The 19541-nt window shown below is 71.7% G+C and carries 16 protein-coding genes, 1 pseudogene and 1 riboswitch; of the genes and pseudogenes, 9 read left to right on the top strand and 8 right to left on the bottom strand.

The genetic code is table 11. From position 1 onward, the window contains the following. Positions 1–191: 191 nt before the first annotated feature. The gene (locus tag D0D15_RS06585; protein WP_115944306.1) at positions 192–803 is read right to left on the bottom strand and encodes a GNAT family N-acetyltransferase; all 612 of its coding nucleotides are present in this window, start codon (positions 801–803) and stop codon (positions 192–194) included. Continuing rightward, positions 761–1954 carry an aminodeoxychorismate synthase component I gene (locus D0D15_RS06580; protein ID WP_233157157.1) on the bottom strand — a complete coding sequence of 398 codons (1194 nt, stop codon included), beginning with the start codon at positions 1952–1954 and terminating at the stop codon, positions 761–763. Before D0D15_RS06580 ends, D0D15_RS06585 begins: the two co-directional genes overlap by 43 nt. Before the next feature lie 75 nt (positions 1955–2029). On the opposite strand from D0D15_RS06580, the pseudogene D0D15_RS06575 reads away from it, so the two are divergent. Continuing rightward, positions 2030–3012, top strand: a pseudogene (locus D0D15_RS06575) (DUF4185 domain-containing protein). Here D0D15_RS06575 and D0D15_RS06570 read toward each other — a convergent pair. The 5 genes from D0D15_RS06570 to D0D15_RS06550 all read right to left on the bottom strand — a co-directional run bounded on the left by D0D15_RS06570 (position 3001) and on the right by D0D15_RS06550 (position 7818). Further along, on the bottom strand, positions 3001–3615 hold the full coding sequence (locus D0D15_RS06570; RefSeq protein ID WP_094004551.1) for a glycoside hydrolase family 25 protein: 615 nt from the start codon (positions 3613–3615) through the stop codon (positions 3001–3003). The pseudogene D0D15_RS06575 and the gene D0D15_RS06570 overlap by 12 nt on opposite strands. 191 nt (positions 3616–3806) lie before the next feature. Then, positions 3807–5285: an alpha/beta hydrolase domain-containing protein gene (locus D0D15_RS06565; protein ID WP_233157155.1), complete on the bottom strand. Its 1479-nt coding sequence runs from the start codon at positions 5283–5285 to the stop codon at positions 3807–3809. Between the two features lie 95 nt (positions 5286–5380). Further along, positions 5381–6148, bottom strand: coding sequence for an ABC transporter permease (locus tag D0D15_RS06560; RefSeq protein WP_094004552.1), 768 nt, complete (start codon positions 6146–6148; stop codon positions 5381–5383). Next, complete coding sequence (locus D0D15_RS06555; protein WP_094004553.1) at positions 6138–7124, bottom strand: ATP-binding cassette domain-containing protein; 987 nt, start codon at positions 7122–7124, stop codon at positions 6138–6140. The genes D0D15_RS06560 and D0D15_RS06555 overlap by 11 nt, the downstream gene beginning before the upstream one ends. A 94-nt stretch (positions 7125–7218) precedes the next feature. Continuing rightward, positions 7219–7818 carry a PadR family transcriptional regulator gene (locus D0D15_RS06550; protein ID WP_094004554.1) on the bottom strand — a complete coding sequence of 200 codons (600 nt, stop codon included), beginning with the start codon at positions 7816–7818 and terminating at the stop codon, positions 7219–7221. Between the two features lie 62 nt (positions 7819–7880). Between D0D15_RS06550 and metG the strand changes: the two genes are divergently transcribed. The 5 genes from metG to D0D15_RS06520 all read left to right on the top strand — a co-directional run bounded on the left by metG (position 7881) and on the right by D0D15_RS06520 (position 14580). Continuing rightward, positions 7881–9674, top strand: coding sequence for a methionine--tRNA ligase (metG, locus tag D0D15_RS06545; RefSeq protein ID WP_094004555.1), 1794 nt, complete (start codon positions 7881–7883; stop codon positions 9672–9674). Continuing rightward, complete coding sequence (locus D0D15_RS06540; RefSeq protein WP_094004556.1) at positions 9671–10501, top strand: TatD family hydrolase; 831 nt, start codon at positions 9671–9673, stop codon at positions 10499–10501. The genes metG and D0D15_RS06540 overlap by 4 nt, the downstream gene beginning before the upstream one ends. Positions 10502–10775: 274 nt before the next feature. After that, positions 10776–12176 carry a resuscitation-promoting factor gene (locus D0D15_RS06535; RefSeq protein WP_094004557.1) on the top strand — a complete coding sequence of 467 codons (1401 nt, stop codon included), beginning with the start codon at positions 10776–10778 and terminating at the stop codon, positions 12174–12176. A gap of 187 nt (positions 12177–12363) precedes the next feature. Beyond that, on the top strand, positions 12364–13224 hold the full coding sequence (rsmA, locus tag D0D15_RS06525) for a 16S rRNA (adenine(1518)-N(6)/adenine(1519)-N(6))-dimethyltransferase RsmA (RefSeq protein ID WP_094004558.1): 861 nt from the start codon (positions 12364–12366) through the stop codon (positions 13222–13224). Positions 13225–13288: 64 nt separating this feature from the next. Further along, positions 13289–13379, top strand: a riboswitch (SAM riboswitch). A gap of 187 nt (positions 13380–13566) precedes the next feature. Beyond that, entirely contained in the window at positions 13567–14580 is a 1014-nt protein-coding gene (locus D0D15_RS06520) for a methionine ABC transporter ATP-binding protein (protein WP_115944304.1), read from the top strand. Positions 14581–14631: 51 nt separating this feature from the next. Here D0D15_RS06520 and D0D15_RS06515 read toward each other — a convergent pair whose 3' ends face one another. Then, complete coding sequence (locus D0D15_RS06515; protein WP_094004570.1) at positions 14632–16020, bottom strand: MFS transporter; 1389 nt, start codon at positions 16018–16020, stop codon at positions 14632–14634. A gap of 166 nt (positions 16021–16186) precedes the next feature. On the opposite strand from D0D15_RS06515, the gene D0D15_RS06510 reads away from it, so the two are divergent. From D0D15_RS06510 to D0D15_RS06500, 3 genes are read left to right on the top strand one after another with little or no spacing between them, the layout of a single operon-like run. Beyond that, complete coding sequence (locus D0D15_RS06510) at positions 16187–16756, top strand: TetR/AcrR family transcriptional regulator (RefSeq protein WP_094004560.1); 570 nt, start codon at positions 16187–16189, stop codon at positions 16754–16756. A 9-nt stretch (positions 16757–16765) separates the two neighbouring features. Continuing rightward, complete coding sequence (locus tag D0D15_RS06505) at positions 16766–17728, top strand: 4-(cytidine 5'-diphospho)-2-C-methyl-D-erythritol kinase (protein WP_094004561.1); 963 nt, start codon at positions 16766–16768, stop codon at positions 17726–17728. Further along, positions 17728–19479 carry an ABC-F family ATP-binding cassette domain-containing protein gene (locus D0D15_RS06500; protein ID WP_094004562.1) on the top strand — a complete coding sequence of 584 codons (1752 nt, stop codon included), beginning with the start codon at positions 17728–17730 and terminating at the stop codon, positions 19477–19479. The genes D0D15_RS06505 and D0D15_RS06500 overlap by 1 nt, the downstream gene beginning before the upstream one ends. The last annotated feature ends 62 nt before the right edge of the window (positions 19480–19541 follow it).

The raw sequence follows: 19541 nt of genomic DNA, 5'->3' as shown, positions 1-19541 counted from the left end.
GGTTGAGGCCGTGAGTGGTCGGGCTGCCGGCGCGGGTTGGGGCCGTTGGCGGCGGGGAGAGGGAGTTGTGCGGGCGCGGCGGCGTTGAGGGGGGCGGCCTCCGCCGTCGAGTAGGTGGGTGGTGCCTGGGTGGCGGCCCTGCCACCACCCAGGCGCGGCGGCCTGGCATTCGCCGTGGCCGCTCGGGTGGGTCAGGCCGGGGCCTTCCGCATCGTCCAGGTGAGGGGTCCCTCGGGGAGCGGGACCTTCGCCGTTACCTCGAAGCCCAGGCCCTCGTAGAACCCGACGTTCGCCTCCAGGGAGGTTTCCAGGTACGCCGGGTGGCCCTCCGCGGCGGGCACGCGCAGGCCGGGGGCGAGGACCGCCCGTCCCAGGCCCTCGCCCTGCCGGTCGGGGGCCACGCCGACCGTCGCGAGGAACCACGCTGGCCCGGTCGGCCGGTGCGGGGCCAGTGCCTCCTCCGCGGCCGCTGCCGCCGCCGCCCGGTCGCCGGCCAAGTCGCTCAGCCGCGGGCCCAGCTCGCCGAAATCGATCTCCCCGGAGGCCGGCGTCGTCCACACCGCCACCGCCGCCAGGTCGTCGCTCACCCACACGCGTCCGTGCGGCAGTCCGATGTGCTCCAGGAACAGCCGTTGCAGGCCGGTCACCCGGGCGACGTGAGCGTCAGCGGCGACGGTGTGCCGCGTGAACGGGTAGTCGGCGAACGCGGCGCCCAGCGTCGCCGCCGCGCCGTCGATGTCGGCGGGCGTCCCGGCGCGGATCAGGTGAGCAGGGCTTCCAGTGGTGCGGCCTTGTGCAGACATTCCTGCCATTCTGCCTCCGCGTCCGAGTCCGCGGTGATGCCGCCACCCACGCCGAGGGCGATGCGGTCGCCGTGCAGCTCGAACGTGCGGATCGCCACGTTCAGTTCCAGGCCGGCCACCGGGGAGGCCAGGCCGATCGCACCCGTGTAGACGCCGCGCGGGCGGGGTTCCAGCTCCGCGATCAGCTCCAGCGCCCGGATCTTCGGGGCGCCGGTGACCGAGCCCGGCGGGAACGTCGCGGCCAGCAGCTCGGCGTCCGAGGTGACCACACGCCCCTCCACCGTCGACTCCAGGTGCCACACCCCGGGCGCGGGCCGGACGCGCAGCAGCTCGGGCACCCGCACGCTGCCCACCGCGCACACCCGGCCCAGGTCGTTGCGCACCAGGTCGGTGATCATCACGTTCTCGGCGACGTCCTTGACCGACTCGCGCAGCCGCCGCGCCAGCGCGTCGTCGGCGGGGCCGCGGCGGGGGAGGGTGCCCTTGATCGGGGTGGAGCGGACGCGGTCGCCGTGGCGGGCCAGGAACAGCTCGGGCGACAACGACACGACGCTGCCCCAGTCACCGGTCAGGAACGCCGCCCGGCGCGGCCGCAACCCGCGGACGCCCTGCGCGAACAACGCGGCCGGCGATCCCTCGAACGTGCCCTCGAAGCGGGTGCAGATGTTGGCCTGGAACAGCTCACCGGCCTCGATCGCGTGCACGCAGGCCTTGACCGCGTCGCCGTGTTCGGCCGGTAACGGACGGTGCAACGGGCCGGCGTGCCAGCTCGGCGAGGGCGCCGGGAGGCTCAGCAGCCGTTCGAACTCCGCCGCGGTGGCGTCCGCGTCGAGTGACTCGAACCACCACCAGCCGTCGGCGTCCAGCCGCAGGACGTGGTCGGCCCAGCCCCAGACGGCTTTCGGCAGGTCGGCGCGGCGACCGGAGGGGTCGGTGAGGTCGTAGGACAGGTATCCGAACCAGCCGCCGCCGACGACGCCGTCCGCGGGCTCGACCCGCGGTTGCAGGTCCGGGACCTCGAACGGGTCGGTGACCGGGCGGAGCTGGACCTCGGGCGCGAGCACCGCCCGGGAGCCGAACCAGTCGCCGCACAGACCGGCCGCCGTGCCGATGCCCCGGAAGCGGGCGCGCTCGTCGAGGAGCAGCAACACCTCGTCCGGTGTCCTGCCTCGGCCCAGTCTCGTTCGTGTCACCCGCACGGGACCATTGTGACTTACGGTCGGGCCATGGTTCGCATCGCGGAAACGGAGCAGATCTGCAAGGTGACCGGCGCCGATTCGATCAACCGGACCGACCGGTTCGCCATCCACGGCACCGACCTCGGCATCCCGTGGGACGGCGGGGACGGCCGGGTCTTCGTGCTGTTCGGCGACACCTTCGGCGAGGGCTGGGGTGGCGACGGCGGCGGCCCGGACAGCGCCGACTGGCGCAGCAACGTCCTCGCGTTCTCCACCACGACGGACCTCGCCGCCGGTCTCACGCTCGACGGCGTCGTCGCCCGGCCGGACGGGACCGCCGCCCAGGTCATCCCGCGGGACGAGCGCCGCGACGAGGTCACGGTCATCCCGAACTCCGGCCTGGCCGTCGACGGGCTCCAGATCGTCCATTACATGTCCGTCCGGCAGTGGGGCCCGCCCGGGAAGTGGACCACCAACTACTCCGGCCTCGCCGTGTCGCGCGACGGGGTGACCTAGACAAGCCCTGGAGCGCGCGGTGGATCAACCGCGCCGAGCGGGACGATCCGTTCCAGATGTGCGCGCTCGCCCGCGAGGGGGACCACCTCTACCTCTTCGGCACCACCAACGGGCGGCACGGCGACGCCTACCTGGCCCGCGCGGCGATCCCGCACCTGCTCGACGCGTCCTCCTACGAGTACTTCGACGGCCGCGGCTGGACCCGTGACGAGTTCGCCGCCGCGCCGGTCATCCCGGGCCCGGTCGGCGAGCTGTCCGTCGCCTACGACGTCCACCTCGGACAGTGGCTGGCGATGCACCTGGACGACCCGGGCGGCGCGATCCTGCTGCACTCCGCCGACCGGCTCACCGGACCGTGGTCGCCCGGCCAGGTCGCCGTGCCCGGGCACCGGTACCCCGGCCTCTACGGCGGGTACCTGCACCCGTGGGCGCTGGACGGCCCGGAGATCTACTACCTGATGTCCCAGTGGGGGCCGTACAACGTGTTCCTGATGCGCAGCCGGCTAGAGCAGTAGGTCGGCCAGCGTGAACGGGTACACCAGCGCGTCCATCCCGATCGGACCGGACACGCCGGGCATCGGGGGCACCGAGCTGTGCTCGTGCAGCGCCAGGCGCGGGTGGAACCAGCCCGGCCGGCCCGGGATGTCGTTGTGCCGCGCCACCCACAGCACGACCTCGCGATCGGCCCACTTCTCCGGGTGCAGCCGCCGCAGCCAGAGCGCGTAGTCGGCGTAGATGACGACCCGCTGGATGCCCGCGGACTGCCGCACGGTCTTGATCCACGCCTTCACGAACCGGTCGTCGACGCCTTCCGCTTCGACCTCGAGCGTCGGCGCGAGCGAACCGGGTCCGAACACCCCGAGCCTGCGTCCCGCCCGCACGCACAGCTCGGCCTGGTCGTGGGGCGCGCCCGGACGCGCGTAGTGGCGGATGCCGGTGCGGAGACCCGCTCGCTGCGCCGCCTCGATCTGCTTGCCCGCGCCGTGGTCGAGCCAGTTCGTGTTCTCGGTGACGGTGATGGAGGCGAACGAGACAGCGCCGGAACGGACCGCGTCCCAGTCCGCCACGGTCGCGTGCAGCGCGAGGTTGATCCCGCGCTCCGTGCTGCCCTCCGTCAAACCGCCGCCTTCACATTTCCGAAATGCGCTCCTCAAGACACTGTGTAGTCACCATAAGCGCGGAAAGCCCCGGTTGCCGTATCGACGCACCACCCGAAAAGGGTGTGATGCACGGCAAGTACACGAGAGGCTGCCCGGGAGATCCGCGGCTGCCGGCAGTCCCCGGTCCGGCCGGGGTCTGCCGGCCGCGGTCAACCGCCGATTCCGGAGTGCCGTGCCGCCTCGACGATGGCGGCCGCGTCCTCGGGCAGCAGGTGCCCGGCGGTGACCGAGGACTCGGCGGCGGCCCGCACCTTGCTCACGTAGTCGGCGTTGGTCGGGTACAGGCGGCTCAGCACCGGTTCCGCGGTGGGCGGGTACGACGGGTCGGACGGGTCGCCGGCGTCGTGCTGGTCCCACGGGTCGGCGTCGCCGTTCCACGGGTCGCGGGCGCCGTAGAGGCCGCAGAACACCCCGCTGCCCGAGGTGTCCCGCTCGCCGCTGAGCGTGCGGGTCGGCACGGCGACGTCGGGCAGCCGGATGCCGCCGAGCGCCAGGCCGGTGCGCGGATCGCGGCGGTCGGCGTCGAGCAGCGCGCCGCTCGCCGGGCGCGGACCGCCCTGCGCCCACGTGGTGAGGTAGCGCAGTGCGGCGTTCATCGAGTAGTGGCCGGGCCCGTCGTTGAAGGGCGCCGAACCCGCGGCGCAGTCCGGCTGGGGCGCGGCCGAGCCGACCGACTTCTTCAGCGTCGGGTCGCCGAGGTCGAACGCCCACTGGTCACCGTGCGCCGTGCCGGCCAGCTCCCAGTGCACGACCCGGTCGGTGTCCGGTTGCCGGGCCGCGGACGCGCCCGGCACGTCGGTCTCGGTCAGCACCACGAACACCGGCACCGCGGTGTCGGTGCGGATCCGGCTCGGGTTCGGCATCGTCAGGACGTCGGCCGGCCGCCCGCTGATCGGTGCGGCGACCGCGCTGTTGCTGTGGATCAGGAAGCCGTCGTAGACGCCGGACACCGGCTGGACGGCGTTGGCGTAGGTGGTCATGAACCCGGCCGACTGCGATTCCCCGTCGGCGAGCAGCGTCCGGATCTCCAGTCCGCCCAACGGATCCGGCCCGTCCGGGGTGCGCAACGCCTGCCCCGCCTGGGAGAAGATGTCGTAGGCGTACGCGTCGCCGGGGTGCACGAGGCTGCCGTAGCGGGCCGGGTCCCAGCCGCGCAGCCCGGCGATGTCCCCGAGCCCGCCGTTGACGCCGACCGACTGCGCGGACACGCCGACCCACGCGTAGCCCCGGCGCAGCAGCTCGTCGCGGGTGAACCAGTAGTCCGGCGACAGCTCCAGCTGGGCGCTGACGTTGAGCCATTCCACGACGACGGTGCCGTTGAACCGCGCGGGATCGCTCGGGCGCCGCACCAGCAGGCGGGTCCGGTACCCGGCCTGGGTGGTCGGCCGGACGTCCCAGCGGCCGCTCGAGGTCCACAGCCCGGACTTGGCGTAGGCGGTCGCGGTGCCCGAGATGAAGTACTCGCTCTCGGTGTAGCCGAACGAGCCGAGGTCCTCGGCCGCGGCGAGGAACGGGAACCCGTGGCTGCCCGCGGGTGGCGTGGTGATCGTCGGGGTGGCGGCCGCGGCCGTGGCGGGCAGTACCGCGGCGAACACCGCCAGGAGCGTTGCGAGGACGGCTGTGCGCACTGGTCACCTCCGTGGTGTGGGGAGGGCCAGTGTGGTGCGGCCGCGGTCGCCGCGGCATCGGCGAAATCACCGGTCGGCGACCGCGGCCGCGTCGGTCAGGCGTTCTCCTTCTGGAAGGTCCGCGTGCCCCAGAACGCCGCGAGCACCGCCATCACCACGAGGATGATCGAGCCGGTCATCAGGGCGTCCATCGTGAGGTCGCCGCGGAACGTGGCCCGCTCGGCGTCGACCACGTGGGTGAACGGGTTGATCCGCGAGAGGGTGTAGAGCCAGTCCGGCGCGAGGATGCTGGTGATCGGCAGCAGGATGCCGGACAGCAGCAGCACCGGCATCAGCACGGCGTTGAGCAGCGCCGGGAACGCCTGCTCGCTCTTCAGCGTCAGCGCCACCGCGTACGACGCCGAAGCCAGCGTCGCCGCCACCAGGCCGACGATCACCAGGCTCAGCAGCACCCCGCCGACCGGCGCGTCCAGTCCAAACGCGACATACGCCAGCACCGTGATCAGCACGGCCTGGATGACCGCCTGGATCACGTTGTTCGCCACCTTGCCCAGCAGCAGCCCGACCCGGCTCGCCGGCGTGACCCGCAACCGCTCCAGCACCCCGCTGCGGTAGTCCATCAGCAGCGCGAACCCGGCGAACGACGAACTGAACAGCGCCAGCTGGATGATCAGCGCCGGTGTCAGGATCGTCCAGCTGCTGCCCGGCGGGAAGCCCGGCGTGCTGCTGACGACCTTCTCCATCAGCGGCCCGAACAGCACCAGGTACAGCACCGGCTGCATGATGCCGATCATCACCCACGCCGGATTGCGCATGGACAACGTCCAGTCCCGCTTGAAGATCAGCCACGTGTCACGCAACATGGGCGGCCTCCGGGGAGGTCTGGGACTGCTCGGCGTCCCGCAGCGAGCGGCCGGTGAGCGTGAGGAACACGTCGTCCAGCGTCGGCCGGTGCACCTGCATCGAGGTCATCGCGATGCCGTCGGCGTCCAGCCGGCGCAGCAGCTCCGGCAGCGCGGTGTCCCCGCGCGGCACCCGGAACCGCACCACGCCGTCGCCGGTGGTCACCTCGTGCGCGCCGGCCAGGCGCCCGGCGACCTCGGCCGCGGCACCCACGAACTCCGGGGCCACCCCGATCGTCACGCCGTCCCCGGACACGCGCGCCTTCAGCGAGTCCGGTGACCCCTCGGCCACGATCCGCCCGTTGTCGATCACCAGGATCCGGTCGCACAGCGAGTCGGCCTCGTCCAGGTAGTGCGTGGTGAGGAACAGCGTCACGCCGTGGTCGGCGCGCAGCCGCCGGATGTGTTCCCACAGGTTGGCGCGGCTCTGCGGGTCGAGCCCGGTGGTCGGTTCGTCGAAGAAGATCAGCTTCGGGTCGTGGATCAGGCTCAGCGCGATGTCCAGCCGCCGCCGCTGGCCGCCGGACAGGGTCTTGGTGAGCCGCTGGTCCAGGTTGACCAGGTCGAGCTGCTCGACCAGCTCCCGGCCGCGGCGCAGCGAGTTCTCCTTCGACATGCCGTAGAGGCGGCCCTGCAGCTCGATCTCCTCGAGCACCTTCATCTCCGGGGTCACGCCGCCGCCCTGCGCGACGTACCCGATCTGCCTGCGCACGCCGACCGGGTCGGCCAGCAGGTCGCGCCCGGCGACCTGGGCTTCGCCCGCGGTCGGGCGCAGCAGCGTGGTCAGCATGCGCAGGGTCGTGGTCTTGCCCGCGCCGTTCGGGCCGAGGAACCCCACCAGCTCGCCCTCGGCGACGTCGATGTCGACGCCCTTCACGGCTTCGACGCTGCGGCCGCGCGCGGTGAACGTCCGCGCGAGGCCGCGTGCCTTGATCATCAGAAGATCCCCCTTGAGTCAGTAGTCAAATTTGACTAGTGAGCGCGGCCACTCTGCCCCAACTATCGCGCCGTAGTCAAATTTGATTACTTGATCACCGGGGCGGCTCGCCGAAGCTGCGTCCCGGGTCGTCGGCCATGACGTACTCGCCGTCCTCCAGCCGCTTGATGAGGTTGCGGACCCACTCCATCGTCGCCGAGACGTTGGTGGCCCACAGCCGGTACAGCTCGTTCACGTGCGCCGGCTGGCCCCACTCGACGCCGTGCCCCAGCACGTGCCGGACCGACGCGAGCTGGCCTTCCATCTGGGTCAGCCGGTGCTGCAGCAGGGACGCCGCCCGCTGCCGGGGCAGGCAGGTCAGGAACGTGAGCGCCGCGGCGAAGCCGAACGCGTTCTGCGCGTCGTTCTCGCCGAGCTGGCTCAGCATCTGGGCCAGCCGGACCTGGAACTCGGTCTCGCCGTCTCCGGTCAGCCGGTAGGCGACCCGGTCCGGCCCGCGCCCCTCCGGCTCGTCGGGCACCGCCTCCAGCAGGCCCTCGGCCGCCATCTTCTTCAGCGCGTGGTAGATCGACCCGGGCTGGACGTTGGCCCACCGGTCGGCCGACCAGGTCAGCAGCTCACGCCGCACCTGATAGCCGTGCGCCTTGCCGTACATCCGTACGACGCCCAGCACCAGCAGCCGCGTCGGCGACACCCGACCTCCTTAAGCCTTCCCAGGTAACAATGCACGAGACGGCATCCGTACGCTAAACAGGCATGAGCATCCCTGTGTTGACGGCGGTGGCCTGGCCTTATGCCAACGGGCCCCGTCACATCGGCCACGTCTCCGGCTTCGGCGTCCCGTCGGACGTGTTCTCGCGCTACCAGCGAATGGCCGGCAACCGGGTGCTCATGGTGTCCGGGACCGACGAGCACGGCACCCCGATCACCGTCCAGGCGGACAAGGAGGGCCTGACCTCCCAGCAGACGGCCGACAAGTACACCCGCCAGATCGGCCAGGACCTGCAGGGCCTCGGGCTGACCTACGACCTGTTCACCCGCACCAGCACCGGCAACCACGCCGAGGTCACGCAGCAGATCTTCCTGGCGCTGCACCGCAACGGCTACGTCGTGCCCAAGACGACCACCGGCGCGATCAGCCCGTCCACCGGCCGCACGCTGCCCGACCGCTACATCGAGGGCACCTGCCCGATCTGCGGGTACGACGGCGCGCGCGGCGACCAGTGCGACAACTGCGGCAACCAGCTGGACGCCGCGGAGCTGATCAACCCGAAGTCGCGGATCAACGGCGAGACGCCCAAGTTCGTCGAGACCGAGCACCTGTTCCTCGACCTGCCGGCGTTCACCGAGAGCCTCGGCAAGTGGCTGTCGACCAAGACGGACTGGCGGCCCAACGTCGTCAACTTCACCAAGAACCTGCTCGACGACATGCGGCCCCGGCCGATCACGCGTGACCTGGACTGGGGCGTGAAGATCCCGCTGGACGGCTGGCGCGACCAGCCGCTCAAGCGGTTCTACGTGTGGTTCGACGCGGTGATCGGCTACTTCTCGGCCAGCGTCGAGTGGGCCCGCCGCAGCGGGAACCCGGACGCCTGGCAGGAGTTCTGGAACAACCCGGACGCGCGCGGCTACTACTTCATGGGCAAGGACAACATCACCTTCCACGCCCAGATCTGGCCGGCGCTGCTGCTCGGCCACAACGGCGCGGGTGACAAGGGTGGCCAGGTCGGCCCGTACGGCAGGCTCAACCTGCCGGACGAGATCGTATCCAGCGAGTTCCTGACCATGAGCGGGTCGAAGTTCTCCACCTCGCGCGGCACGGTCATCTACGTCAACGACTTCCTGCGCGAGTTCGGCCCGGACACCCTGCGCTACTTCATCGCGGTGGCCGGCCCGGAGACCCAGGACACCGACTTCACCTGGGACGAGTTCGTCCGCCGCACCAACTTCGAGCTGGCCAACGAGTGGGGCAACCTGGTCAACCGCTCGATCTCGATGGCGCACAAGAACAACGGCGCCATCCCGGCCCCGGTCAAGCCGGCGCCGGCCGACGAGGAGCTGAAGGCGCTGTCCCGCAAGGCGTTCGAGACCGTCGGCGGGCACCTGCAGCGGTCCCGGTTCAAGCTGGCCGCCACCGAGGCGATGCGGGTCGTGTCGGCGGCCAACCGGTACCTGTCCGACCAGGAGCCGTGGAAGCTCAAGGACGACCCGGAGCGCCGCGACGCGGTGCTGCACACCGCGCTGCAGGTGGTGTCGGACGCGAACACGCTGCTCACGCCGTTCCTGCCGCACTCGGCGCAGAAGGTGCACGAGGCGCTGGGCGGCACCGGCGTGTGGGCCGCGCAGCCGGAGCTGCAGGACGTCGAGGACCTCGACATCCCCGGCCGGATCAACCCGATCCTGACCGGTGACTACGCGGCCGAGCAGGCGCGCTGGGAGTCGATCCCGATCGAGGTCGGCCGCCCGCTGGCCAAGCCGACGCCGCTGTTCGCCAAGCTCGACCCGAAGCTGGGCGAGACCGGGCCGGAGTGGGCCCCGATCGCGCAGTGAGCAAGCAGGAACGACCGCCGGTGCCGGAGCGCCTTCCGGCGCCGGTGGTCGACTCGCACACGCACCTGGACGCCTGCGGTGCGGTCACGGCGGCCGACGTCGCCGAGCTGGCCGACCGCGCCGCGGCGGCCGGGGTGACCCGGATGGTGACCGTCGCCGACGACCTCGACGCCGCCCGCTGGGCCGCTCAGGCGTCCACTTGGGACGAACGGGTGTGGGCCGCGGTGGCGATCCATCCCACGCGGACCAAGGACTTCGGCGAGCCGGAACAGTCCGAAATAGAGCGTCTGGCGCGGCAGGATCGGGTGGTCGCGGTCGGCGAGACCGGCCTGGACTACTACTGGGACTACTCACCGCCGGAGGCCCAGCGGGAGGCGTTCCGCTGGCACATCGACCTCGCCAAGCGGATCGGCAAACCGCTGATGATCCACGACCGGGACGCGCACGAAGACGTGCTGCGGATCCTGGACGAGGAGGGCGCGCCGGAGACCGTGGTGTTCCACTGCTTCTCCGGTGACGAGGACATCGCCCGCCGCTGCGTGGACGCCGGGTACGTGCTGTCGTTCGCCGGCACGGTCACGTTCCGCAACGCCCGCGCGCTGCAGGCCGCGGCGAAGCTGGTGCCATCCGGGCAGTTCCTCGTCGAGACCGACGCGCCGTTCCTGACGCCGCACCCGTTCCGCGGCCGCCCGAACGAGCCGTACTGCACGGCGTACACGGTCCACTTCCTCGCCGACCTCCGTTCGGAAGACCTGGAAGGCGTCTGTTCGGCGGTGTCGGAGACCGCCGAACGCGTCTTCCGGCTCCCGTCCGTCACCTCGGGTTGAACGGACTGCGACATTCGTGGAAATCAACCATCCACCTGGAGGAGTGACGAACGCCACGACATTCCGCCCGGTGTTTGCGCAACCTCCCGAGGTCCGTTACTGTCCCGTGACCGTGCCGCATGATCGCTCCAACCGGGCGAAGCGCGGGACACCCGGAGTCAAGCCAGTGCAGGTCGGGATCGGGGATGGCGACGACTTCCGGGAGCCGTAGTGCGAAAGGGATCGACCTGCTGTGACTGGTAGTAGATGGGCCGACGCGCGCCCGACCGAGGCGATGGACTGGTTCGAGTCCAGCCGTGGCGGCGCCGTGGGCACCCTCGACTGGCCCGACGCCGACGCGTTCTCGGACGACCTGGCCGTCACCGAGCACGACATCCGCACGGTTCTGGGTAGCGACGCGGACGATCTCATGGCCGAGGCCGAGATCGACGTCGACGAGCTGATCCGGCTGATCAACGCCGAGACCACGATGCTCCCGGCGCTGGCCATCCCGGATGCGGTGTCCGAAGACCGCACGGCCGCCGTGGAGGCCGAAGAGGAGCCGGAGAAGGCCCTCGTCAGCGCGGTCAAGACCTGGAAGCGCCGGTTCCTCCGGGGCTCGGTCCTGGCCCTCCTGATCAGCCTGACCGGTGGCGGCGCGGCCGCGCTGGCCATGAACAAGAGCGTGACCGTCGACGTCGACGGCCACACGCAGACCGTGCACAGCTTCGGCAAGACGGTCGGCGAGGTCCTCGAGGACGCCGGTCTCACCGTCGGTGAGCACGACGCGCTGTCCCCCTCGCCGCAGGCGCCGGTCGGTGACGGTGGCGTCATCAAGCTGGAGCGCGGCCGCAAGCTGAACCTCGTCGTCGACGGGGTCGCCCGCGAGTCGTGGGTCCGCGCGACGAGCCTCCAGGAGGCCATCACGCAGCTGGGCCTGAGCGGCCAGTTCGGTCCGGGCACCGCGTACTCGATGCCGCTGGACGCGGAGCTGCCGCTGGACGGCGCGACCGTCGAGGTCAAGACCCTCAAGAACATCACCGTGTTCGACGGCGACGCCGCCCCGCGCCAGGTGAGCACCACCGCGATCACCGCGGAGGAGTTCCTGGCCGAGCAGGGCCTGTCGCTCGGCCCGGACGACGAGATCGACGGCGGGCTCGGCCTCAAGCTGGCCAACGGCGCCGAGGTGCACATCTCCCGCACCGGCGTGTCCGTGATCAACCAGGAAGAGGAGATCGCGCCCGAGGTCCAGGAGATCAAGGACGCGACCCTCGACGCCGGTGACGAGGTCGTCCAGGACCCGGGCACCGCGGGCAAGAAGCTGGTGACCTACCGGATCACCAAGCGCAACGGCAAGGAGACCGCCCGCGAGGAGCTGTCGACCAAGGTGCTGGTCGAGGCCAAGCCGAAGATCGTCCGGGTCGGCACGAAGCAGCCGGTGATCAGCGACAGCGCCATCTGGGACGCCATCGCGAAGTGCGAGTCCGGCGGCAACTGGTCGATCAACACCGGCAACGGCTACTACGGCGGCCTGCAGTTCAACAAGAGCACGTGGGACGCCTACGGCGGCGACCAGTACGCGGCCTACCCGCACCAGGCCACGCGCGAACAGCAGATCGCGGTGGCGACCAAGGTGCGCGACGACCGCGGCGGCTACGGAGCCTGGCCGGTCTGCGGCGCCAAGGCGACCAGCTGACCCCCCGAGCAAGACCATGATGACCCCGGCCGGTGGCCGGGGTCATCTTTTTTTTGCGGGTGGCCTGCCGCGAATGCGGAACTCGCGCGCGGGGACGTGGGACTCGCGGACCTGAGCGTGGGACTCGCGCGCGGGAGCGTGGGACTCGCGGTGGTGGGGGTGGGGCGGGCCAGTAGCATCACCAGACGTGACAGCACTGCTCGGACCAGCCGAGATCCGGGGCTTGGCCGCCGAGCTGGACGTCCGTCCCACGAAGAAGCTCGGCCAGAACTTCGTGCACGACCCGAACACCGTCCGCCGCATCGTCGACCTCTCCGGAGTGGGCGACGGCGATCACGTCCTCGAAGTCGGCCCGGGCCTGGGTTCGCTGACGCTCGGCCTTCTGGACTCGGGGGCCACGGTCACCGCCGTCGAGATCGACCCGGTCCTCGGGCAGCGCCTGCCGGTCACCATCACCGAGCGCGCGCCCGAAGCCGTCCCCCGGTTCACCGTCCAGATCCGGGACGCCCTCAAGCTCCGGCGCGCGGACCTGGCCCAGGAGCCCACGCACCTGGTCGCCAACCTGCCCTACAACGTCGCCGTCCCGGTGGTCCTGCACCTGCTCGCCGAGCTGCCCTCGCTGGCGCACGGCCTGGTGATGGTCCAGACCGAGGTCGCCGACCGGATGGCCGCCGGCCCGGGCAGCCGCATCTATGGCGTCCCCAGCGTGAAGCTCGCGTGGTACGGCCCGGCCCGCAAGGTCGCGCCCGTGCCCCGCGCGGTGTTCTGGCCGGTGCCCAACGTGGACTCCGCGCTCGTCGCGTTCGAGCGGTCCGCGGAACCGGTGTCGGACGCGAACCGGGACGAGGTGTTCGCCGTCGTGGACGCCGCCTTCGCCCAGCGCCGGAAGACCCTGCGCGCCGCGCTGGCGTCGTGGGCCGGTTCGGGGGAGCGGGCCGAGGCGATCCTCCGCGCGGCCGGTGTCGATCCGCGCACCCGGGGCGAGCAGCTCGGGGTAAGGGACTTCGCCAGGATCGCGGCGAGCAAGTCCTTACCACCGTTGGTGTGATCTCGCACCTGATCCGCGCCGGGGACTTGCCAAAAAGATGTGAAGTCCGTTCTACTCTTTGAGGTATCCATCCCGAGCGGCTGAGAGACCTGGCTCGCCGAAGCCGCAGCAACCACCCCACCCGGGGCAGGTGCTAACGCCAGGACCGATGGAGGATTCCTGTGTATCGCACGATGCTCACGAGGCGCCGCGTCGTCGACGAATGTCGTCGCACGGTCTGTGCGTGTCGTCGCTGACCGCTTCTGAACCACCACTTTTCCCTGTCTTCGCCTGACCGTCCGCACTGGACGGTCGCCTTGGTGTGCGGTCGGCGCGTTCGCGCCCGTTGTGCTGGAGCCATTCGTGATCACTGTCGAAAACCTGACCAAGTCCTTCCCCGGTGCCGCCAAGCCCGTCCACGCCCTGCGGGACGTGAGCGTCGAGGTGCCCGCCGGCGCCCTGTTCGGCGTCGTCGGCCCGGCCGGCTCCGGCAAGTCCACCCTCACCCGGTGCATCGCGCTGCAGGAGAAGCCCGACCGCGGCGTCGTGCGCCTGGACGGCCTGAACACCACCGGCCTCGACGGGCGGCGGCTGCGTGAGGTGCGCCGCCAGGTCGCGGTGCTGGACGCGCAGCCGGTGCTGCACGCCGAGCGCACCGTGGCCGGCAACGTCGCGGCCCCGCTGGAGCAGCTCGGCCTGGACGGTCCGCAGCGCCGCAGCCGCGTCGGCCGCCTGCTCGACCTGGCCGGCCTGACCCAGCGCGCCGCGCTGCGCCCGAGCGAGCTGACCCCGGGACAGCGCCGCCGCGTCGCGCTGGCGCGGTCGCTCGCCGCCGGCCCGGCCGTGCTGCGCGCCGACGACCCGACCGCCGGTGTCGGCGTGGAGGAGACCGGCGGCGTGCTGACCGTCCTCGACCGCGCCCGCGCGGAGCTGGGCGTCACCGTGCTGCTGACCACCCAGGACGGCGCCGCGGTGCGGCGCGTCTGCGACGGGGTCGCGGCGCTGGAGGACGGGCGGCTCGTCGAGCAGGGCACCGTGCTGGAGCTGCTGGCCAACCCGGCGAGCAAGGTCGCGCAGAGCCTGCTGCCCCCGATCGACACGCCGCGCAGCCAGTCGTCGAGCTACGACCGGTCCGTCGACGTCGTGCTGATCGGCTTCGCGGCCGTCGGCGCGCTGCTGCCCGAGGCTTCCGCGCGGTTCGAGGTCGAGCTCGCCACGATCGGCGGCGGCCTGACCCGCGTCGGTGACACCCCGGTGGCCCGCTTCCGGGTCGGCGTCAACGGCAGCCAGGCCGACGCCGCGCTGGCGTGGATCGCCGACCGCGGCGCCTCCGTCGTGCACCCGAAGGAAGGCCCGAAGAGCGTCGTCGCGGCCTGATCCCGCACACGGCAGGAGGGGCGTCCCGTCCGGGACGCCCCTCCGCTCGTCTCACTTGCGGACGAGGACCCCGACCGCGATCGCGCCGAGTGCCACGATCCCCGCGGCCCAGCCGTTCGCCACGGCGTACCCGTGCACGGTCGCCGCGGGCAGGGCCAGCCCGGCGGCCGAGGCGGTCGCGCTCGCGGCGATCGTGTTCAGCGACGCCGTGCCGATCGACGCGCCGACCTGCTGGGACGTCGTGATGAACGCCGACGCCACCCCCGAGTCCTTCGGCTCCACCCCGGCGGTCGCGATGTTCATGACCGTCGGCATCGCCAGCCCGGCGCCGGCCCCGAGCACCAGCGTCACCGGCAGGATGAGGCTCCAGTAGGACGTGTCGACCGACAACTGGGTCAGCCCGGCGAGCCCGGCCGCCATCAGCAGGAGCCCGATCACCAGCAGCGGGCGCGGCCCGGTCCGCGGGATCAGCCGCCGCGTCAGCAGGGTCGAGACCGTCACGTTGGCCGCCAGGAACGGCAGGAACGCCAGTCCGGCGCCGAGCGCGCCGAAGCCCATGATCGCCTGCAGCTGGTAGGTGACGAACAGGAACATCCCGAACATCCCGAACGCGGCGATCGCGATGGTCAGGAAGCCCGACGAGCGGGTCCGGTCGGCGACGACGTGCAGCGGCAGCAGCGGGTTCCCGACCCGGGCCTGCCGGAACACGAACCCGGCCAGCAGCACCACCGCGGCGGCCAGCGTGCCGAGCACCACCGCCGAACCCCAGCCGCGGCCGGCGGCCTCGGACAGGCCGTAGACGAGGCCGGCGATCCCGGCGCTGCCCAGCACCGCGCTGAACCAGTCCAGCCGCGTCGACCGGTGGCCCGGCACCTTCGGCAGCACGAACCAGCCCGCGACGGCGGCGGCGACCGCGATCGGCAGGTTCACGTACAGGCACCAGCGCCAGGACGCGTACTCGGCCAGCGCGCCACCGGCCACCAAGCCGAGCGCGCCGCCGGACATCATGATCGCGCTGAAGATCCCGAACGCCTTGGCCCGCTCCTTCGCCTCGGTGAACGTGATGGTCAGCAGCGAGAGCGTGGACGGCGCCAGCAGCGCGGCGAAGACCCCCTGGGCCGCGCGGGCGGCGATGAGCAGGCCAGGCCCGGAGGCCATCCCGCCCAGCGCGGAGGCGGCGGCGAAGCCGAGCGCGCCCACGATGAGCGTGTTCTTGCGGCCCAGCCGGTCGGCCAGCCGCCCGCCGAGCAGCAGCAGACCGCCGAAGGCCAGCGTGTAGGCGCTGATCGTCCACTGCCGGGCGACGTCGGACATGCCGAGGTCGGCCTGGGCGGTGGGCAACGCGATGTTGACGATCGTCGTGTCGATGATGACGAGCAGCTGGGCGAGCCCGACGACGGCGAGCGCCAGCCACTTCCTCGAATCCGTGGGCGCCGTCACCGGCGCCGGAGTGGTGGTGGTCATGGTGGAACCCCCTGGTGGAGAACTGGGTTAGACTGAGAGCAACCATTGCTAGTCGGCCGACAAGTAATGGCGCCGACGACACGGTAGGCCCATTGCTAGCCGGGCGTCAAGCAAGTTTGAGAGTTCCTCAGGAAGGACGGTCATGGCGGGGCGGCGGACCGACACGCGCGAGCGCATCCAGCAGATCGCGCTGGACCTGTTCGTCGAGCAGGGCTACGAGAAGACGTCGTTGCGGGAGATCGCGGAGGCGCTGGGCGTCACCAAGGCCGCGCTCTACTACCACTTCCGCACGAAAGAGGACATCGTCCACAGCCTGATCGAGGACATCGGCACCTCGCTCGACGAGATCATCGAGTGGGCGCGGGCGCAGGACGACCACGCGCGGGCCCGCGAGGAGCTGCTGCGCCGGCTCTCCGCGCTGATCCAGGGCCGGTTCGGGCCGATCATGCGGTTCATGCAGGACAACCAGCCCGCGCTCAAGGAGCTGCACGCCGGGCACGTCCTGGCCAAGCGGATGAAGGAGCTGTTCACCTTCCTCGTCCCGGCCGACGCCGCCCCCGAGGACCAGCTGCGCGCGCGGCTGGCGCTGATCGCGCTGATGGTCGGCAACAGCCCGCAGTTCCTGGACGAGAACCCGTCGCCGGAGTCGGCCGAGGTGGCGTTGCGCGTCGCACTGGAGCTTGCCTCTCCGCGCTCTCCGGGGGGCACGTAGGCTTGACTGGTGCTCGCCGTCGTACCGCCACCTGTCACCGTCAGGGTGCCCTCCAAGATCAACCTGCACCTGTCGGTCGGCGACCTGCGCCCGGACGGTTTCCACGATCTGACGACCGTCTTCCACGCGCTTTCGCTGACCGACGAGGTCACCGTCGCGCTGGCCGAGGAGCCGGGCGTCGAGGTCTACGGCGAGGGTGAGCAGGTCGTGCCCACCGGCGCCAGCAACCTCGCCTGGCGCGCGGTCGAGGCGCTGGCCGCGCACGTCGGCAAGACCGACGGCGCGTCGAACGTCCGGGTGGTCCTCCGCAAGGGGATCCCCGTCGCGGGGGGTATGGCGGGCGGCAGCGCCGACGCCGCGGGCACGCTGGTTGCGCTCGCGTCGCTGTGGAAGCTGGACATCGGGCGCGACGAGCTGGCCGGGATCGCCGCGAAGCTCGGCTCGGATGTGCCGTTCGGGCTCTACGGCGGCACCGCGCTGGGCACCGGCCGCGGTGAGCAGCTGGTCCCGGTGCTGTCCCGGCACACCTTCCACTGGGTGCTCGCGTTCGACCAGCGCGGGCTGTCCACCGAGCGCGTCTACGCCGAACTCGACCGGCTCCGCGAGACCGGCAACCCGCCGCGCGTCGGCTCGCACGCGCCCGTCGTCGAGGCGCTGGCCTCCGGCGACCCGCGTCAGCTGGCCCTGCTGCTCGGCAACGACCTGCAGGCCGCCGCGGTGTCGCTGCGGCCCGGCCTGCGCCGCACCCTGCGCGCCGGGGTGAACGCCGGCGCGCTGGCCGGCACCGTGTCCGGTTCCGGTCCGACGTGCGCGTTCCTGTGCGCCGACGCCGAATCCGCGCTCGAGGTCGCGGCCGAGCTGGCCGGGGCCGGGGTGTGCCGGACGGTCCGGGTCGCGCACGGCCCGGTGCCGGGCGCGCGGCTCGTCGGCGGCGACGAACACCGACCCACTCCTCCGCAGGTGCACGCGTAGTGGCCAACTTGATCAACCTCGAGGCGGTCTCGAAGTCCTACGGGGTCCGCCCCCTGCTGGACAACGTCTCGCTCGGCGTCGGCGAAGGCGAGCGCATCGGCGTCGTCGGCCTGAACGGCGGTGGCAAGACGACGCTGCTGGAGGTCCTCTCCGGACTCGCCGAGCCGGATTCCGGCCGGGTGAGCCAGGTTCGCGGCTTGCGGCTCGCGGTCGTCACCCAGCGCACGGAGCTGGCCGAGGGCAGTTCGATCCGCGACGCCGTGCTCGCCGGTTTCGACGCCGAGCACGAGTGGGCGGCCGACGCCCGGGTCCGGTCCATTGTGGAGGGACTCGGGATCACCGAGCTGGGGCTGGACAATCCCACCGCGACACTGTCCGGTGGGGAGCGTCGCCGGGTCGCGCTGGCCGCCGCCCTGATCGGCGACCTGGACCTGCTGGTGCTCGACGAGCCGACCAACCACCTCGACGTCGAAGGCGTGCGCTGGCTGGCCGACCACCTGCTGGCGCGGCGGTCCGCGCTCGTGGTCGTCACCCACGACCGGTGGTTCCTGGACACGGTGTGCGGGCGGACCTGGGAGGTCGCCGACGGCCGCGTCGAGCAGTACGAGGGCGGGTACGCGGACTGGATCTTCGCGCGCGCCGAGCGGGCGCGGTTGGCGGCCTCGATGGAGGAGAAGCGGCGCAACCTCGCGCGCAAGGAACTGGCCTGGCTGCAGCGCGGCGCGAAGGCCCGCACGTCGAAGCCGCGGTACCGGATCGAGGCGGCCGAGGCGCTGATCGCGGACGTCCCGGAGCCGCGGAACAGGGCCGAGCTGATGTCGTTCGCGAAGCGGCGGCTCGGCAAGACCGTGCTGGAGCTGGAGGACGTGACCCTCAAGGCCGGGGACAAGCCGGTCGTCGAGGGCCTGACCTGGCGGATCGGCCCGGGTGACCGGTTCGGGCTGGTCGGCGTGAACGGCTCGGGCAAGACGACGCTGCTGAAGCTGCTCGCCGGGGAGCGCGAACCGGTCGCGGGCAAGCGGATCGAGGGCAAGACGGTGCGGCTGGCGCACCTGTCGCAGGAGCTGGACGAGCTGCCCGGGCAGCTGCGCGTGCTGGAGGCCGTCGAGGAGGTCTCGGCACGGGTCGTGCTGGGCAAGCAGGAGCTGTCGGCGTCGCAGCTGGCGGAGAAGCTCGGGTTCCCGCCCGCGCGGCAGTGGACGCCGGTCGAGGACCTCTCCGGCGGCGAGCGGCGGCGGCTGCAGCTGGCGCGGCTGCTGATGGCCGAGCCGAACGTGCTGCTGCTCGACGAGCCGACGAACGACCTGGACATCGACACGCTGCAGCAGCTGGAGGACCTGCTGGACTCCTGGCCGGGCACGATGGTCGTCGTCTCGCACGACCGCTACCTGGTGGAACGTGTGACGGATGCGGTGTACGCCCTGTTCGGCGACGGCCGGATCACGCACCTGCCCGGCGGCATCGACGAGTACCTGTCCCGGCGGGCCGCCGCACGCACCCCGGTGGCCGCGAAGCCCGCGCCGAAGACGTCCAGCGCGGCGGAGTTCCGGGCGGCGCAGAAGGAACTGTCCCGGTTGGAGCGCAGGCTGGACCAGCTGCACACGCGGGAGACCAAGCTGCACGAGCAGCTGGCCGAGCACGCCACCGACCCGGACAAGCTGGTCGAGCTGAACACGGAGCTGAAGACGGTCCGCGCGGAGATCGAGGACGTCGAGGCGCGCTGGCTGGAGACCTCCGAACTGGTGGAGTAGCCCGGGGTGACCACCCAGCGACCACCCACCCGAGGCGAGCCGACAACGTTCCCCCGTCATCC

It is taken from the genome of Amycolatopsis thermalba (assembly GCF_003385215.1).
Lineage (GTDB): Bacteria > Actinomycetota > Actinomycetes > Mycobacteriales > Pseudonocardiaceae > Amycolatopsis_E > Amycolatopsis_E thermalba.
The sequence above is the reverse complement of the archived record's forward strand: the minus strand, read 5'-3'. Positions and strand labels throughout refer to the sequence as shown.

Bases quoted from the DNA above. Each gene is read 5' to 3' on its own strand.
- D0D15_RS06585 (WP_115944306.1), bottom strand. From the start codon at position 803: ATGTCTGCACAAGGCCGCACCACTGGAAGCCCTGCTCACCTGATCCGC.
- D0D15_RS06560 (WP_094004552.1), bottom strand. From the start codon at position 6,148: ATGTTGCGTGACACGTGGCTGATCTTCAAGCGGGACTGGACGTTGTCC.
- D0D15_RS06555 (WP_094004553.1), bottom strand. From the start codon at position 7,124: ATGATCAAGGCACGCGGCCTCGCGCGGACGTTCACCGCGCGCGGCCGC.
- metG (WP_094004555.1), top strand. From the start codon at position 7,881: ATGAGCATCCCTGTGTTGACGGCGGTGGCCTGGCCTTATGCCAACGGG.
- D0D15_RS06535 (WP_094004557.1), top strand. From the start codon at position 10,776: ATGGACTGGTTCGAGTCCAGCCGTGGCGGCGCCGTGGGCACCCTCGAC.
- D0D15_RS06510 (WP_094004560.1), top strand. From the start codon at position 16,187: ATGGCGGGGCGGCGGACCGACACGCGCGAGCGCATCCAGCAGATCGCG.